This window comes from Mucilaginibacter sp. PPCGB 2223 (assembly GCF_001705515.1).
Classification (GTDB): domain Bacteria; phylum Bacteroidota; class Bacteroidia; order Sphingobacteriales; family Sphingobacteriaceae; genus Mucilaginibacter.
In genome coordinates, this window is the sequence record NZ_MDJS01000002.1 from 889,704 (window position 1) to 905,226 (window position 15,523).

At 46.0% G+C, this 15,523-nt stretch carries 14 protein-coding genes; 7 read left to right on the top strand and 7 right to left on the bottom strand.

Annotation, left to right across the window (positions count from 1 at the left end; all coding sequences use genetic code 11):
* Nucleotides 1-72 precede the first annotated feature (72 nt).
* Nucleotides 73-1,209: an alpha/beta hydrolase-fold protein gene (locus tag BEL04_RS14295; RefSeq protein WP_066005024.1), complete on the bottom strand. Its 1,137-nt coding sequence runs from the start codon at nucleotides 1,207-1,209 to the stop codon at nucleotides 73-75.
* Between the two features lie 296 nt (nucleotides 1,210-1,505).
* Nucleotides 1,506-2,345 carry an aldo/keto reductase gene (locus BEL04_RS14300; RefSeq protein ID WP_066005026.1) on the bottom strand — a complete coding sequence of 280 codons (840 nt, stop codon included), beginning with the start codon at nucleotides 2,343-2,345 and terminating at the stop codon, nucleotides 1,506-1,508.
* Between the two features lie 246 nt (nucleotides 2,346-2,591).
* Here BEL04_RS14300 and BEL04_RS14305 point away from each other — a divergent pair, with 246 nt between their 5' ends.
* Nucleotides 2,592-2,939 (top strand): glycine zipper domain-containing protein, encoded by a 348-nt coding sequence (locus tag BEL04_RS14305; RefSeq protein ID WP_066005027.1) that lies wholly within the window; start codon nucleotides 2,592-2,594, stop codon nucleotides 2,937-2,939.
* Nucleotides 2,940-3,150: 211 nt separating this feature from the next.
* Here BEL04_RS14305 and BEL04_RS14310 read toward each other — a convergent pair whose 3' ends face one another.
* Together BEL04_RS14310 and BEL04_RS14315 are read right to left on the bottom strand one after the other, a co-directional pair.
* Nucleotides 3,151-3,594: a nuclear transport factor 2 family protein gene (locus BEL04_RS14310; protein ID WP_066005028.1), complete on the bottom strand. Its 444-nt coding sequence runs from the start codon at nucleotides 3,592-3,594 to the stop codon at nucleotides 3,151-3,153.
* A gap of 31 nt (nucleotides 3,595-3,625) precedes the next feature.
* Nucleotides 3,626-4,522: an NAD(P)H-binding protein gene (locus BEL04_RS14315; protein ID WP_066005029.1), complete on the bottom strand. Its 897-nt coding sequence runs from the start codon at nucleotides 4,520-4,522 to the stop codon at nucleotides 3,626-3,628.
* A 96-nt stretch (nucleotides 4,523-4,618) separates the two neighbouring features.
* Here BEL04_RS14315 and BEL04_RS14320 point away from each other — a divergent pair, with 96 nt between their 5' ends.
* Complete coding sequence (locus BEL04_RS14320; protein WP_066005032.1) at nucleotides 4,619-4,972, top strand: helix-turn-helix domain-containing protein; 354 nt, start codon at nucleotides 4,619-4,621, stop codon at nucleotides 4,970-4,972.
* Nucleotides 4,973-5,133: 161 nt separating this feature from the next.
* Nucleotides 5,134-6,384, top strand: a complete 1,251-nt coding sequence (locus tag BEL04_RS14325; RefSeq protein WP_066005034.1) for an ABC transporter permease — start codon at nucleotides 5,134-5,136, stop codon at nucleotides 6,382-6,384.
* Nucleotides 6,385-6,528: 144 nt separating this feature from the next.
* Here BEL04_RS14325 and BEL04_RS14330 read toward each other — a convergent pair whose 3' ends face one another.
* Nucleotides 6,529-9,804 carry a PAS domain-containing hybrid sensor histidine kinase/response regulator gene (locus BEL04_RS14330; protein ID WP_066005036.1) on the bottom strand — a complete coding sequence of 1,092 codons (3,276 nt, stop codon included), beginning with the start codon at nucleotides 9,802-9,804 and terminating at the stop codon, nucleotides 6,529-6,531.
* Nucleotides 9,805-9,944: 140 nt separating this feature from the next.
* On the opposite strand from BEL04_RS14330, the gene BEL04_RS14335 reads away from it, so the two are divergent.
* Nucleotides 9,945-11,231, top strand: a complete 1,287-nt coding sequence (locus BEL04_RS14335; RefSeq protein ID WP_066005041.1) for a citrate synthase — start codon at nucleotides 9,945-9,947, stop codon at nucleotides 11,229-11,231.
* A gap of 96 nt (nucleotides 11,232-11,327) precedes the next feature.
* Here BEL04_RS14335 and BEL04_RS24370 read toward each other — a convergent pair whose 3' ends face one another.
* Nucleotides 11,328-11,576: a hypothetical protein gene (locus tag BEL04_RS24370; protein ID WP_066005042.1), complete on the bottom strand. Its 249-nt coding sequence runs from the start codon at nucleotides 11,574-11,576 to the stop codon at nucleotides 11,328-11,330.
* A 264-nt stretch (nucleotides 11,577-11,840) separates the two neighbouring features.
* Between BEL04_RS24370 and BEL04_RS14345 the strand changes: the two genes are divergently transcribed.
* Together BEL04_RS14345 and BEL04_RS14350 are read left to right on the top strand one after the other, a co-directional pair.
* The gene (locus tag BEL04_RS14345; protein WP_083227932.1) at nucleotides 11,841-12,212 is read left to right on the top strand and encodes a cupredoxin family copper-binding protein; all 372 of its coding nucleotides are present in this window, start codon (nucleotides 11,841-11,843) and stop codon (nucleotides 12,210-12,212) included.
* A gap of 82 nt (nucleotides 12,213-12,294) precedes the next feature.
* On the top strand, nucleotides 12,295-12,660 hold the full coding sequence (locus BEL04_RS14350; RefSeq protein WP_066005043.1) for a VOC family protein: 366 nt from the start codon (nucleotides 12,295-12,297) through the stop codon (nucleotides 12,658-12,660).
* A 530-nt stretch (nucleotides 12,661-13,190) separates the two neighbouring features.
* On the opposite strand, the gene BEL04_RS14360 is transcribed toward BEL04_RS14350, so the two are convergent.
* Nucleotides 13,191-14,126, bottom strand: a complete 936-nt coding sequence (locus BEL04_RS14360) for a hypothetical protein (RefSeq protein ID WP_066005047.1) — start codon at nucleotides 14,124-14,126, stop codon at nucleotides 13,191-13,193.
* Between the two features lie 259 nt (nucleotides 14,127-14,385).
* On the opposite strand from BEL04_RS14360, the gene trxB reads away from it, so the two are divergent.
* The gene (trxB, locus tag BEL04_RS14365) at nucleotides 14,386-15,345 is read left to right on the top strand and encodes a thioredoxin-disulfide reductase (RefSeq protein WP_066005050.1); all 960 of its coding nucleotides are present in this window, start codon (nucleotides 14,386-14,388) and stop codon (nucleotides 15,343-15,345) included.
* Nucleotides 15,346-15,523: the final 178 nt, after the last annotated feature.

Sequence of the window (15,523 nt, forward strand, 5' to 3'; positions counted from 1 at the left end):
ATCTTTCTAAAAACAAATATACGAAATATTTCAATTTATAAAACGAAAAATTTCAGAATTGTTTTAGCGATTTTACTTCATACCCGCAACCAGCCATTGATAAAACGCCGGGAAAGCACCGCGCCATTGTGCCTCGTTATGTTTGGCGCCTTTAATTACCGTTGTTGGCGTATTCGTTAATGGCAAGCCATCATTACGCGCGATATCGGCCATTTTAAGCATATCCGTATCCATGGTATCGCCCTCCTGGTCGCCGCAAACAAAGTAAAAACGTTTGGCCTGGCCCGCATGGGCCCTGGCATAATCGTATATCGGCGGGTTTATCCAGAATGCCGGCGAGAAAACACCCGCGCTGCCAAATACTTTAGGATATTTCAGTTCGGCGTACATGCTGATCAGACCGCCCATCGAACTGCCTGCAACTGTGGTATGTTTGGCATCGACGAGAGTATGGTAATGGCTATCGATATACGGTTTTAAGGTTTCCACCAAAAAGTCCACATATTTATCACCAAGTGGCTTCCCGTATTTCGATTCGTAAGGGCTGTACTCCACGATGCGCGCTTCGCCGCCATGGTCAACCCCTACCACAATAAACTGTTGCTGCCCGGCTTTCAGGCTGTCCAGAAACTCATCCACGCCCCATTCGCCAAAGCCGCTGGTATATCCGTCAAAAAGGTTTTGCCCGTCGTGCATATAAATTACCGGGTATTTCTTTTTGCCGGTTTCGTAGCCTTTCGGCAGATAGATCCATACCCGGCGTTGTTTACCTAACTGCGGGATATCAAATTTTTCGCTGATGATATGCACCTGCGGGCTGGCGGTATGCACACGCTGGATGGGCGGGTGCAGGTCCTGCCAGTCGGCTACGGTAAGGTAAACAGTAGTATCATGCGCCAGGTGCAGGTTGCGATTGCCAAACCCGGCGCCGTTCGGGCCGCATTCAACCTTATCCCAGCTGCCGCGCACAAGTTTGTACTCGTAATTGCCGGGGGCTAATGTTTTATTTAACGTATAGGTGTTATTATTGAAGGCGAACTGCCAATCGGCCCTAGCCGGCGACCAATCGTTAAAGTTACCGGCTATATAAATGGCTTTCGGTTCGGGCATGCGGACAGGCACGGTGCCGATCACAAAGTTGACCTTGACCTGCGCATGCAAAACAGGCGCGCTTAATAAAAAGGCGAAGAATAGCAGTAAACGTTTCATACTCAAATGTAGGTTGGTTTATTTTGGAATCTACAAATGTACGTAAGTTTGCGTAGGGACAGAAACGCCCGCCTGCCGGACGGGCAGGGATACCGGCCTGTGGCTAATGCCTGCGTAGTATGAGTGCCTGCCTGCCGGACGGGCAGGGATGGCCCGGCCGAAGGCAACGCCTCATTATTCATCGCGCAAAGGCACAAAGACGTAAAGTTTTTTAATCCTTTTCTTAGCGCCTTATGCGCCTTCGTGCGAGGCCTTTTTTCATTTATCTCCTTCGAAATGACAATGACTTTAAAGGTTTACACCTTTCCTAACTCTTCCAGATCCTCCGCGCTCAGTTCAATATCGGCAGCTTTCATATTCTCTTCCAAATGCGCCACGCTCGATGTGCCGGGTATCAGTAAAATGTTTTCGGCATGGTGCAGCAGCCAGCTTAATGCCAACTGATGTGCCGTAGCGTTGTGTTTCTTAGCGATGCCCTCAATTTTTTCAAGGCCTTCCTGGTTGCCGCCGCCCAGCGGGAACCAGGGGATAAAAGCAATGTTATTGGTTTTGGTATATTCCAGTTCGGCTTCCCATTTACGGTTATCGATGCTGTACATGTTTTGCACCGATACAATCTCGACAAACTCCTGCGCCTTTTTGATCTCGGCAACGCTCACTTCCGATAGGCCGATGTGTTTGATCTTACCTTCCTGCTGGGCTTTCTGTAAAAACTCCAGCGTCTTCTCAAACGGAACTTTTGGATCGATGCGGTGCAGTTGATACAGATCAATCTGCTCCAGCTTTAACCGTTTCAGGCTGCCCTCCAAAGCTTCTCTCAAATGCTCCGGACTTGAGTTTACCGGCCATTGGTTTGGCCCGGTGCGCAACAAACCGCCTTTGGTAGCGATCACTAAACCTGCGGGGTAGGGGTGTAAGGCTTCGGCTATCAATTCTTCCGATACGTAAGGGCCGTAACTGTCGGCCGTATCTATAAAATCTACACCCAGGTCGACCGCGCGTTTTAAAACCCTGATAGCTTCGTCGTGATCTTTGGGCGGCCCCCAGATGCCTTCGCCTGTAATGCGCATAGCGCCGTATCCAAGGCGGTTAACGGTCAGGTCGCCGCCGATAGTGAATTTTTTATTAATGCTCATAACTGATGTTGTTTTGTTTAGAATAAACAGTTGCGTATGGCTATTGTTGGCCCCGGCCGGTTTTTGACTTACGGATTATGTTAGATACTAAACTTGTATGCTAATGAATACAGTTTTTAAAAACCGAAACACATATTTAATATCCTATTAACTAATGTAAAACAATGGCAGGGCTTTTGTATAATCATTACTGCAGATCGGGATGATATTGATTTGCAAAGATCTTAACAACCAAATTAAAACGTTATGAAAAAGTACATTAAAATACTCGTGTTATTTTTAACTCTCATTATTTTGGGTGGCAGCATAAGTAACGCTCAAACCACTTATCACCGCAAACACCGTAAATGGAGCAACAGGGCCAAGGGTGCTGCTATAGGTGGTGTTGGCGGAGCGGTTGCCGGTGGTATCATCGGCCATGGTGCCGGCGGCGCGCTTATCGGTGGCGCCATTGGTGCCGGCGGAGGTTATATCATCGGCGATGCCAAAGATCGTAAAAAACAACGCGAACGCGAAGCTTACTTGCGCGCGCATCCAAGCCGCAAACCTAAATCCGTTACAACCACTACCACAGTGCGCACAGCCCACTACTAATAGTTAATACGTTTATACTTTTTTGAAAAACGGCCATGCGTGAGGCGCATGGCCGTTTTTTTATATCTGGCAAATCCAAGTGTTATTATTCATATGATATCGTACATTTTTTTTGGAACGTATTGAAGTTTACTATCTGATCAGTTTTTAAATAAAAAAATAGGGGAATTTGGATTCAAGTTCTCCTATTAGGCCGTATCTTCATTCTGGTTCAACCGTTGGTCAAAGAAAGCATCACGGCCAGGGAATCCATATAATCCGCCCAATGAATGATCTTCCGGCCTTTGACCGTAATGATCGAGCAAAAGCGGTTGTCATACGATTTTCCGGTAGACGGTACCGTGCCGTGCACCTCGTATTCCAGCACGATCACATTTTCCGGCTGCTGCATTTTATACACCCTGAGCTGATTAGCCGAATGCAGGACGTTGCTATAGCCGCTGAACCAGTCCATATAGGCTTTTCTGCCCGATATCTTGTTGGTAAAACCCGGAAAGTTATACCGGAACTCAAATACCGCATCTTCGGCTACGGCGTCCCAAAAGTGTGCGCCATCAACTTCCCCCTGAAGGCCCTCCATGATAATGCTGAAAAACGGCTCGGCATTTTTATTAAATCCCGGATGGTTCCTGTTCAATTCGATCTTTTTCATCATCAGTATTCTAAATGGTACAATTTTAGTTTATTTAAGCAGCATGGTAAGCCGGCGCGAACACTTTTTCAGCAAAGACCTCGGCGCTTGTTGGTGAGGAATTTTCAGCCGTCCGCTGCTGGTAGTTCATGATGCCGCTTTTCAGGGAGGCTTCCATGTTCACGATATCCTGAGCCACGTTTTCGGAAATGCCCTGGCTCATCATACCCGCCTTCGCCTGGCCGGGCGGGAACTGCACCAGTTGCAAATCCGGCTTCCCGATGGACCGGCCGATGATACCGGTGATCTCGCTAAAGGAATAGTTCCGGTCGCCTAAGACGGGCCTTACCATTTTACCGGTAAAACCGGGATTTGCCAGCGCCTTTGCGGCAACTGCTGCAACATCGCTGGTCGCTGCCATCGGTATCGGGTGGTCCCTATCTGCTGTGGTACCATTGATGCCTGTATTTTTAATAAGGCTGATATTGAGCAGCGCATTATCGAGGAAATAAGCCGGACGAAGATGCATAACGTTCACATCTTTTAACTGGTTTAGCTTGACCTCCTGTTCAGCCAAACCAGCGATCAGGCCATTACCCTCGTGCAGCTGCGCGCCCGCACTGCTGAGGTTCACGATAGACCGGATACCTGACCGTTTGATCGCTTCGATCGCTGCATCGCCTACTGCCCGCTGAAAAGCCCGGTAATCGGGTGCGGTGAAATTGGGCGGCAGCAAAATAAATGCGCTGTCTGCGCCTGTAAATGCGGCCGTCAACAGATCTACATCGGTGAGATCACCGGCGATCAGTTCCGCACCGGTCTCGCCGAACCTTTTTTCCAGCTCACCCGACCGGGCAATTAATTTTAAGTGGTGCCCTTCCTTCAGGAGGAGGCTGGCGATCTTGCCGCCAACTTTGCCGGTAGCGCCTAAAACAACAATGGTCTTTTTCATTTGATCTTATCTTTTTTGTTAATAACAAATCTCTATATTTGATTTCATAATAGATGGTACATACTTATTTGTACTATACTAACCAAAAAGAAAGTAATGCGAAAAACAACATCCACCAACTTTTCGAACGAAGAAGCGCTGGCCGCCATCTGCCCGATGCACAATGTGATGCGGGTGTTAGGCGGCCGCTGGAAGATTGCGCTGCTGTATTTTATCTACCAGGGCCATCACCGTTTCGGGTTATTGCAGAAAAAGATGCCATTTATCACCACGAAAATGCTCAGTGCACAGTTAAAAGAACTGGAGCAGGACGGCCTGATCCACCGGAAGATCTACGCCGAGATGCCGCCGCGCGTCGAATATTCCTTAACCGAAAAGGCGCAAACTTTATTACCCGTACTGGAAGACCTGTACAACTGGGGCGAACGGTATATTGCGGTACCGGCATAATATCACGCAGTTTCAGGAAAACAGAGGTGTATTGAAAACAGAGGTGTATGATGCGAATAAGGTGTATGTTTACACGTGAATAATCACACTAAGCCGCGACAGTAAAAATTATTTACATTGGGCTGTAACTCAAATGCATGCTTTACGTCTAAATTAGTAATATGATATTTTTCAGGCTGTTTCGCGAAAGCATAATTTTTGCCCTTGATGCATTGCGGCAAAATAAGCTGCGCACCATATTATCCTTATTGGGTATCACAATCGGCATCTTTACCATTATTGCGGTATTTTCGGCGGTGGATACCCTGCGCGATAACCTGCAAAAAAGCGTAAATAAGCTTGGGAGCAATAGTATTTTTGTGCAAAAATGGCCATGGGCCTTTGGTAGCGATTACCCCTGGTGGAAATATATACAGCGCCCGGTTCCCAAAATACGCGATTATGAAGAACTCGAAAAGCGTTTGCAAAGTGCCCAGGGTATATCATACGAGGCATTTATTGATAGCCGCACCGTTAAATATCTTAGTAATAGTGTCGACAACGCCGAAATCAGCGCAGCCTCAGTAGATTATAACAAAACCTGGAACCTCGATTTCCTCGACGGGCGGTATTTTACCGATATTGAGTCGAGGGCGGGTGCGCCGGTAGGGCTTATTGGTTATGATGTTGCCGAAGGTTTATTTAACGACCCCATGCAGGCCGTAGGTAAACAAATAAAAGTACTGGGGCGAAACGTAAACGTGGTAGGCGTTTTTGCGAAACAGGGCGAAGATATGCTCGGTATATCATGGGATAAATCCATCATCCTGCCGCTGAATTTTGCACATAACGTAATTGATGTGCAAAACGAGAGGTACAACCCGCAAATAGTTGTTAAGGGCCGCGAGGGTGTTGGCGCCGAAGAGGTGGAAAGCGAGCTCGAAGGTTTAATGCGCAACATACGCCGCATACGTCCCGGCGAAGACGATAACTTCGCCCTCAATAAATCCACTATCCTGTCTAACCAGCTCGATACTCTGTTCAGTACAGTTAATGTGGCCGGGTTTATCATCGGTTTATTCTCGATCCTGGTAGGCGGTTTCGGCATTGCCAATATTATGTTCGTGTCGGTAAAAGAGCGTACCAATATTATCGGTATCCAAAAATCGCTGGGCGCTAAAAACTATTTCATTATGCTCCAGTTTCTTATCGAGGCCATATTGCTTTGCATTATGGGCGGAGCGATTGGTATCGGCATAGTTTACGGCGGAACCTTCGCCGTTAAAGCCATGATCGATATTCAGGTGGTTTTATATCTTAAAAACATCATCCTGGGTGTAAGTATCTCCATCATCATCGGGATAATTGCAGGCATTGTGCCGGCCTGGTTTGCCTCAAGGTTAGATCCGGTTGAGGCGATAAGAACCAATTGAGTTGCGGGTTTCGGGTTGTGTGTTGCGAGTTTAGGAATATCAATGTAATTATAGTTAAGCTCAGATTACCGCTTTGAAGCTTAAACTTACAGTCAGAAACAGGAAAAACCCCCAAAACTCACAACAGGCAACTCACAACAAATCTTACTGCTCCACCTTTGCCCTTTGATAATACCTCAACAGCTTCTCAAACAGCACTTCGGGCACAAAAGGCTTGGTGAGGTAATCGTCCATGCCGTAGCGGGCGGCTTTGGCGCTGGTTTCGGGCATGGCATCGGCGCTCAGGGCAATGATCGGTATATCGGGTTGGGTTTGTTTGATGAGCGCGGCCGCCTCGAAACCATCCATTACCGGCATTTGCAGGTCCATCAGTATCAGGTCGAAATTATGGGCCATGGCAACCTCAACGGCCATTTTACCATCGGTAGCCTGTTGTACGCGTGCGTTCCAGTTTTTTAAAAACTTATTGGCAATAAGCAGGTTCATTTTATTATCGTCAACCAGCAAAATCTTCATGCCGTTAATGTTGGCCCCTTCGGGCTTCTGTTGTTCGGCAGGGGCTGCTGCTGCTGGCACAACCTCTGCCGGTTCGTCTATTTCGGCCTTTTCGAAGGTAATGGTAAAGCTAAACTCGGTGCCCTCGCCCGGTTTGCTGCTCAGGTGTATGGTGCTGCCGTGCAGCTCAACCAGGCGCCGGGTGATGGCCAGGCCAAGGCCGGTGCCGCCATAATCGGCAGCGGTGGAGCTGTACTCCTGCGTAAACGGATCGAAAATTTTATCAATATTCTCGGGCGCTATGCCTATACCGGTATCGGCCACTATAAATTTGATCGATATGCTGCCTTGCTTTATCTCCTGCGATTCGAGACGCAGGTAAACCGTACCGTTGGTGGTAAACTTAACCGCGTTGCTCAGCAGGTTATTCAGTATCTGGCCCAAACGCAGCTGATCGCCTATCAGGTTAGCCGGGATATTCTTATCAAAAGCAAGCTCCAGTTTCGAGCCGTTGTCTTCGGCTTTGGTAGCAAAGGCCTGCAAAATATTCTGCGCCAGTTTCTGGATATTGAACTGCAGCTTGTACAGTTCCAGCTTGCCCGCTTCAATCTTATTATAATCGAGGATGTCGTTGATCAGTTCGAGCAGGTTATTGCTCGAAAACTTGAGCGTGTGCAGGTATTCCAGCTGGCGGGGCGCAGGGTTATCCTGCAGCAGCAGGTTAGTGGTGCCGATCACCGCGTTCATAGGCGTGCGTATCTCGTGGCTCATGATTGACAGGAACTCCGACTTAAACCTCGACGATTTTTCGGCATTTTCCTTAGCCAGTATCAGGGCCTCCCGGGCCTTCTTAATATCCGTAATATCCTCGCCTATGCTGGTTGTTTCGGCAATGTTGCCAAACTCGTCGTGCGTAACCGTATTTTTCCAGTTAATCACCCGCTGTTTGCCATTTTTGCAGATGATAGGGCTGGTGTGCTGGGTGTAAAAGCTGTTGCTGTCCAGCCAGGCCCTGAATTGCTGTTTCAGGTTTTCGGGCACAAAAGTATCTATCCAGTTCACGCCCAGCAATTCGCCTTTATCGTAACCAACTATATCGGCCAGGTGTTTATTGCAAAAGATGATCTCGCCCTGTTTGTTTAAGGTTACCGCGGCAAGGTTAATGGTTTCGAGTACGTTTTTATATTTATTCTCGGCACGCTCAAAATCAATCTCAATCTTACGGCGCTCGGTCAGGTCCTGTATCGTACCGATGATCTTACGTATCGCGCCATCCTTTTTAAGAGTTTTGCCGATAATGATGCTCAGGTATTTTAAGTTACCCTTGCCGGTGATGATGCGGTACTCTAAAAACAGGCGGTTAAGCTTGCTGTGATCCCTGAAAAGCGACGATACCATCGCCTTATCGTCGGGGTGCACAAAGGCCAGCAAAAGTTTAAAGTGGTTTTCGTTTTTAACCTCTTCTTTTTCGAGGTCGTAAATGCGGTAAATTTCATCGCTCCATTCCAGGTCGTTCACCTTTACGTCCCATTTCCAGCCGCCCACTTTGGCAATGGCCTGCACTTCCATCAATTCGGCCTGGCTGGTGCGGATGGTGCGGTTGGCCATTTTGCTTTCGGTAATATCCTGCACAATGCCTGCCACTTTAATTATCTTGCCTTTATCATCCTTTACCGGGTAACCGCTTACAACCTTAATATATTTGAGGCTGCCTTTTGGTGTAATGAGCCTGTGTTCAAACTCGGTGAGCGGGTTGCTGGCCAGCGACGAAAAATATTGTTGCGCGATTGGCCTGTCGTCGTCATGTATCAGGCTGATGTAATAACTCAGCTTGGTTTTGTCGGGTGGGATGTCGGATACCTCGAGGATCGAGAACAGGTTGTTCGACCAAAATATATCGTTGTAGGTGCTGTCGGTCCACCAACTGCCGAGTTTGGCAACCACCTGTTCGTTATAGAGTATCAGTTCGTTCTCTTTTAAAGCGGCGGCAGTTGCTTTGAGCTCAGTAATATCGGTAATGGTAACGGTTACGTGCTGGGTAAAGTGGCGGTCTTCATCAAATACAGGGTTAACAACCGCTTTGTACCATTGCTCGTTACCAAACAGCGAGTAAAACTCAAAAGAAGCCTGTTTTTGCGTTTTTTGTACGTGCTTAAAATAATTGGTCAGTACGGGCACCTGCAGGTTATTGATATTGGTACCAATCAAGGTTTCGGGCTGGTTCAATAAAATATCATCGGTTTGGTACCATTCGCCTACGCAATTCTTATGGGCATCATATTCAAACACCAGGGCGGTGTTGGCTGCGCTCAGACCCCGCAGTTTTATTTTTATCTGCTCCAGTTCGGTACTGGTTTGACGGAGTTCGGCGTTGCGTTCCCTGATATCGATGTTTACCTTAATGGCCCGTAAAATATACGAGCGCCTGAACAGGAACAGCGTGGCCGCCAGGCCCGTAAACAAAATGAGGCCAATGCCCATCAGGTTTAGTTGTACAATAATCGTCGAAAAAAACAGGCCGCAGCCAAATGCCGCAAAATTCAATAAAGATAGCGTCAGTATTTCGTATGAGCTGCGGCAAAAAAAGCTAAGTACCAGCAACGATACCAGCGAGCCTAAATAATATTCGCCTATAAAATTATTGGCGCCTAAAAGGTAACAGTTGTTAATGGCCAGGAAAACGATCAGCGTAACATAGGCCGAAGCATAGTAAACCTTTTTTTGATCGAAAAAGGAAATGAGCGCCGTGATGATGCATAGCAAACTGCTGCCAACACGGTACATGGCCGGGTCGAACGACTGGGGAGCGTAATCGAGGTACAAAAAATGGAAGGCAAGATTAATAAAACACAAAAGGATAAAGAACAGGCGATAAAAGTCTTTATCGGTATTTGCGTTCGATAGTTTAAAAATGCTCAGAGCCATCAGTTTAATAGGGTATTACTCGAAATTTTGGTTATAATTGCCAGGCGTAAACCGGAAACTAAATTTTTACAATTCTATCAAATTCTAAACCATAAAAGTACACAGATTTATTTACATTTGCCTATTACAATACAATTTCTATGTCAGAAACAATACAGTTAAAAATTGGTGATAAAACTTACGATCTGCCTGTAATACAAGGTACCGAAGATGAAAAAGCGATAGATATTTCAAAACTCCGCGACCTTACAGGATATGTCACTTTAGACATTGGATATAAAAATACCGGCGCTACCAAAAGCGCTATCACGTTTCTCGACGGCGAAGCTGGAATATTAAAATATCGTGGTTACCCTATTGAACAGCTGGCTCAGAAATCGACCTTTTTGGAGGTTGCTTATTTACTGATCTACGGCGAACTGCCTACAGCCGGTCAGTTGAAAGAATTTCAGACCAAAATCAACAAACACACCCTGGTGCACGAAGACCTGAAGAAGTTTTTCGACGGTTATCCTTCACACTCGCACCCGATGGGCCAGTTAACAGGCCTGATCAGCTCATTATCAGCTTTTTACCCTGAGTCGTTAGCCACTCCTCAAACCCCGGAAGCTATTGATGAGACCATCATCAAGCTGCTGGCCAAGATGACGACCATCGTATCGTGGATCTATAAAAAATCATTGGGCCACCCGGTTATCTATCCTCAAAACAAATTCGATTACGTAACCAACTACCTGTACATGACCTTTGGCCAGCGTACCGAAGAGGTGACCATCGACCCTGTGGTTGTTGATGCCATGAACGTGCTGCTGATACTGCATGCCGATCACGAGCAGAACTGTTCGACCTCTACTGTACGTATCGTAGGCTCGTCCGACTCCAACTTATACTCGTCGATCTCTGCCGGTATTTCGGCGCTTTGGGGCCCGCTGCACGGCGGCGCTAACCAGGCGGTTATCGAAATGCTGGAGAAGATCAAGGCCGATGGCGGCGATACCGATAAATGGATCGCGAAAGCGAAAGACAAAAATGATCCGTTCCGTTTGATGGGCTTCGGTCACCGTGTATATAAAAACTTCGACCCGCGTGCCAAGATCATCAAAAAAGCCTGCGATGATATCCTGGAGAAATTAGGCATCGACGACGAGGTGTTGGATATTGCCAAACGCCTTGAAGAAGTAGCCCTGAAAGACCCTTACTTTGTTGAACGTAAACTATACCCTAACGTTGACTTTTACTCGGGTATTATTTACCGCGCGCTGGGTTTCCCAACCGAAATGTTCACCGTGCTGTTTGCACTGGGCCGTTTACCGGGATGGATTGCCCAATGGAAAGAACTGCGCGAAAACAAAGAGCCTATCGGCCGCCCGCGCCAGATCTACACCGGCGCTACCACCCGCGATTATGTGGAGATAAGCAAACGGTAATTTTACGGGCATAAATATTTAAGGGCCTTGCAATGATTGCAGGGCCTTCTTTATTAAAAATACAACACGGTTAAAGGTTACAGGCCGGTTGTGATGTCACGACAAAAAAACGCCCGGCGTCGACTGCGTTCGCAACGTTTTTGCCGGATTAGAAAAATAGTTTGGTGCAGTTGGGTTTTGTACCAACGTAAATTCGTGAAACGTTACAAATTGCTTGGTAGCCAATATGGGGTTATTAGCAATAATGATTATGGCAGGGTTTTGCCACTCTTTTTTAGTGCGTATAGCACCGCCATTAGCGTTCTGGTCCCGAGTATCACCGGTCCCATCGGGGGAATAAATCATAGCTTAAAAATTAGGTTTGTAATAAATGTGATACAAAATTATGTGAAAACAAAATAATTCGTCGGTTTTCAATTAATTAACCATCGGTTCATTGGTGATTGCCTGAGTTTTTATCCTGCACCCGTAGCTTGCAGTCGTTTAAGTTTAATTGCGTGTGATTTCGTTTTGTGATAATTATTTAATGTAAATTAAATATATTAAAAATCTTGGCAACCTTTTGCAATTTTTGTGCGTGATAGTGTATATAAATTAAATATCACCGCCATGAAAAACAAAATTTTAACCTTGCTATTGCTCGTTGTAACAGTAGCAATAGTAATTTACAGCTGCAGTAAATCATCCAACCAGCAATCGGCCGGTACAGGTACCGGCGGGCCCACGGGCGGCGCCAGTGTGTCGATCCAGAATTTTGCCTTCGTGCCCGATACTATCCGTATCAAAGCCGGCCAAACCGTTACCTGGACCAATAAGGACAGCGCACCGCATACTGCAACATCGCTAAACGGCGTTTTTGGCAGTAACAATCTGGCAACTAACCAAACCTTCCAGTTTACTTTTAACACCGCGGGCACCTTTTCATACCACTGCACGGTGCACCCGATGATGGCTACCGCTTATGTTATCGTAACTAATTAATAGCCGTTCCCTCTGCGCAATTTATATTCCGATAATTTTTTGCGAAATTGACCTGCCCTGCAAGGCGGGTCAATTTATTTTTATGCTGAACTACAAACGTCTCGATCATGTGTACATCTCCGTGCCGCCCGATAAGGTGCACGATGCCGATTTATTTTATACCAGGGTAATGGGTTTTGTACCGACGTACAGGCCATCGGTGTTCAATTCGTCAAAAGGTTATTGGTACCAGTTGCCCGGGGTGGAGCTGCATATCGGCACCGAAGACGGTACGCCGCTATCCAAACAGCATTTTGCCATGGAAGTTAATGATATCAAAGCCGCGCGCGAACACCTAATAGCCAACGGGGTACAGATATGCGAAGAAGTCGCCATCCCCGGCCGGGAGCGTTTTACTTTTAAAGACCCGTTCGGGAACAGGATTGAGTTTTTGGAGTATGATAGATAACAGGCTTAGCTTGCCCTTTCTGTTACAAGCCGCTTTTCCTTTTTTAGCCTATAGTATTTTAAGGTGAGCGGAAACAGCCTGATAAGTAAAATTACGATAAAGAATAGGGGTATTACCTGGTTATAGATTGGCTTAAAAAAACGTACCTGCTTAATTATTGGGCCAGGGCTTTGTAAAGCGAGATATGAAATTGGCTCGAAATAATTAAACAATATAATAAAAAGCAACATGCCGATAACTCCCCAACGGTATTGAATCTGATTTTTCAGGTCCTGGACTCCAAACACTAATTTATATGATTGTATACCCGCCTGCATGAAAAATAGACAGCCGCCGGGCATCGTTACATAATGAATGATTTTGACCGTACTATTTTCGGCGAACAAAAAAGAAAAAGGTAGCAAACTTAAAGTAATAAACACGATGGGTAAGAATTTCACTTCAAAAGGTGAAGCCATAAAATTATCTCGCCATCTTTTCAGTGGTTTACTGCCAAATATCGGTACCCTATTGACCATGCTAAACGCTACTTAATCCTTGTAGACAATTTTGGCAGTCTTAAAAAAGGCGATCCATTTGGTTTTCAAGGCATCGGGTATAGAAGCTTGTTTAACCGCCCTGAAGTTGGTATAAAGCGCTTGCTTGCCTTGCACAATATACCACAATTGCGATTCTGGGGTCTTGTTATCTTTAAACCCGGGCGATTCAATGGTGAAAATTATCCATGGGTTTTCGGCTCGCTCATCCTTTTCAATAAAAGTAAGCTTAGCCTTTGGCGAATGCTGTTTGGCCTGGTCAAACATAAAGTCCATAGCCTTATCTATCGGTAAATTTTTGATCACCTTGATCGTTGTCATATTACCAAGTTCTGTCCATTTGTCTACGGTCTCATTGTTGCGCACCAGGTCGATCACGTGCTCTTGCTCATTTTCCTGATCACCGCCAACCTTCCAGCCCTCACTGTCGGGCCAGTCCAGCATTATCGATTCGTTTCTCTTCTGCTGATTATATGTCGACGTATCTTTAGAGAGTGTTTTGATTGCTTTCGTTGCTATCACTACACCATAGTCTTTATCGGTTACTCCATAATCAGATACTAACGCATTCCTGTTAATTAATTTTAAACTGACAAAAGTACTATCTGTGATTTTTTCAAGTTCGCTCTCGAAAGTTTTCTTTGTTTTTATACTGTTTTTTAAACTCATTAGTTCTCCGTTTACTATATATTGTATAGTTGAATCAGCAATATCCTTATTAATTAAATCAGCATATTCTGTAGATTTTGAACTAAAAAATTTTCGATACCGGCCGCGGGCATGCGCCTTAGTTTCCATGTATATCACACCATCTCTGCCTGCTTCGCCAAATTGTGCTATTGAATTCTGGGTATTTAAAACAGTTAAACTGACAATATCATCAGGGTTTACTGCTATTATATCTTGTAAGCCAAGTCTTACACTGTCCATAAATACAATAGGATGTTTGCCAATCTTTGGTGCGGAAGTTTGCGCTTTGCTTATTGTTATACTGCAAATTAAAAATAGTGAGAGGCATAAGCATTTCATAATAGGGCATAGGGTTTAATAGAACAATGATAAAATATTTATTTCGCTTTGGTGTTAATAATCTTTCCCTTTGTGCAAAATGAAATGTCAATATCCCGACAATCGTCTATTGGCTAAGCGCTGCATAAACCCTAAATTTGTACCACAATTTTCCAAACAAATGTCTCAACAAACCGAACACGTAACATGCCTGATTATAGGCTCTGGCCCGGCCGGGTATACCGCAGCTATCTATGCTGCACGCGCCGATCTGAAGCCCGTTTTATATACCGGGATGCTGGCCGGCGGCCAGTTAACCCAAACTACCGATGTCGATAACTTCCCGGGTTATCCAAACGGGGTGATGGGCCCCGAAATGATGGAAGACCTGCGTAAGCAAGCCGAACGCTTTGGTACCGATATCCGCTTTGGGTATGTAAGCTCGGTTGATTTTTCGTCGCTGCCGCACAAGGTTATTGTTGACGAGGAAAAAACCATTACAGCCGATACGGTGATTATTTCTACCGGTGCTTCGGCTAAGTGGTTAGGGTTAGCCTCCGAAGAAAAATATAATGGCTTTGGCGTTTCGGCATGCGCTGTTTGCGACGGTTTCTTTTTCCGCGGGCAGGATGTAGCCATCGTTGGCGCCGGCGATACCGCCGCCGAAGAAGCCACTTACCTGGCCAAGCTTTGCCGTAAGGTGTATATGATCGTCCGCCGCGACGAGTTCCGCGCGTCAAAAGCGATGGTTCACCGCGTGCAGCATACCAAAAACATCGAGATCATTTACAACAGCGAAACGCAGGAGATCATTGGCGATGGCCAGGTAGTTACCGGTGTGCGGATATTAAACAATAAAACACAGGAAGAACGCCTGCTGGATGTTACCGGCTTCTTCGTGGCTATTGGCCACCACCCTAACACCGATATTTTTAAGGGCCAGATCCACATGGACGAAACCGGCTATATCATTACCCATCCGGATAGTACCCAAACCAATGTGGAAGGCGTATTTGCCTGCGGCGATGCCCAGGACCGTATTTATCGCCAGGCGATAACTGCCGCCGGTACGGGCTGTATGGCTGCACTGGAAGCCGAGCGTTACCTGGCCGCCAAGGAGCATGTAATTACCGCTGAGTAAGTTCGGTTAATAATATTGCAAAAGCCACTCATCGAGTGGCTTTTTGTTTTTGATATCCATCACGTCATAGCAATGATATAAGTTAAACAGGCTGAGTAAGGCCCAAATCATGCTGCCTGCTTATTGTCTTTTTACTAATATTTCACCCTCTTTCATAAAATTTTTACATCACGGTAAA

Excerpts from the sequence above, each read along its gene's own strand:
- BEL04_RS24370 (WP_066005042.1), bottom strand. The coding sequence starts at position 11,576 with ATGATTTATTCCCCCGATGGGACCGGTGATACTCGGGACCAGAACGCT.
- BEL04_RS14310 (WP_066005028.1), bottom strand. The coding sequence starts at position 3,594 with ATGATGAAAAAGATCGAATTGAACAGGAACCATCCGGGATTTAATAAA.
- BEL04_RS14325 (WP_066005034.1), top strand. The coding sequence starts at position 5,134 with ATGATATTTTTCAGGCTGTTTCGCGAAAGCATAATTTTTGCCCTTGAT.
- BEL04_RS14320 (WP_066005032.1), top strand. The coding sequence starts at position 4,619 with ATGCGAAAAACAACATCCACCAACTTTTCGAACGAAGAAGCGCTGGCC.
- BEL04_RS14360 (WP_066005047.1), bottom strand. The coding sequence starts at position 14,126 with ATGGACAGTGTAAGACTTGGCTTACAAGATATAATAGCAGTAAACCCT.
- BEL04_RS14295 (WP_066005024.1), bottom strand. The coding sequence starts at position 1,209 with ATGAAACGTTTACTGCTATTCTTCGCCTTTTTATTAAGCGCGCCTGTT.
- trxB (WP_066005050.1), top strand. The coding sequence starts at position 14,386 with ATGTCTCAACAAACCGAACACGTAACATGCCTGATTATAGGCTCTGGC.
- BEL04_RS14305 (WP_066005027.1), top strand. The coding sequence starts at position 2,592 with ATGAAAAAGTACATTAAAATACTCGTGTTATTTTTAACTCTCATTATT.
- BEL04_RS14345 (WP_083227932.1), top strand. The coding sequence starts at position 11,841 with ATGAAAAACAAAATTTTAACCTTGCTATTGCTCGTTGTAACAGTAGCA.
- BEL04_RS14335 (WP_066005041.1), top strand. The coding sequence starts at position 9,945 with ATGTCAGAAACAATACAGTTAAAAATTGGTGATAAAACTTACGATCTG.
- BEL04_RS14315 (WP_066005029.1), bottom strand. The coding sequence starts at position 4,522 with ATGAAAAAGACCATTGTTGTTTTAGGCGCTACCGGCAAAGTTGGCGGC.
- BEL04_RS14350 (WP_066005043.1), top strand. The coding sequence starts at position 12,295 with ATGCTGAACTACAAACGTCTCGATCATGTGTACATCTCCGTGCCGCCC.
- BEL04_RS14330 (WP_066005036.1), bottom strand. The coding sequence starts at position 9,804 with ATGGCTCTGAGCATTTTTAAACTATCGAACGCAAATACCGATAAAGAC.
- BEL04_RS14300 (WP_066005026.1), bottom strand. The coding sequence starts at position 2,345 with ATGAGCATTAATAAAAAATTCACTATCGGCGGCGACCTGACCGTTAAC.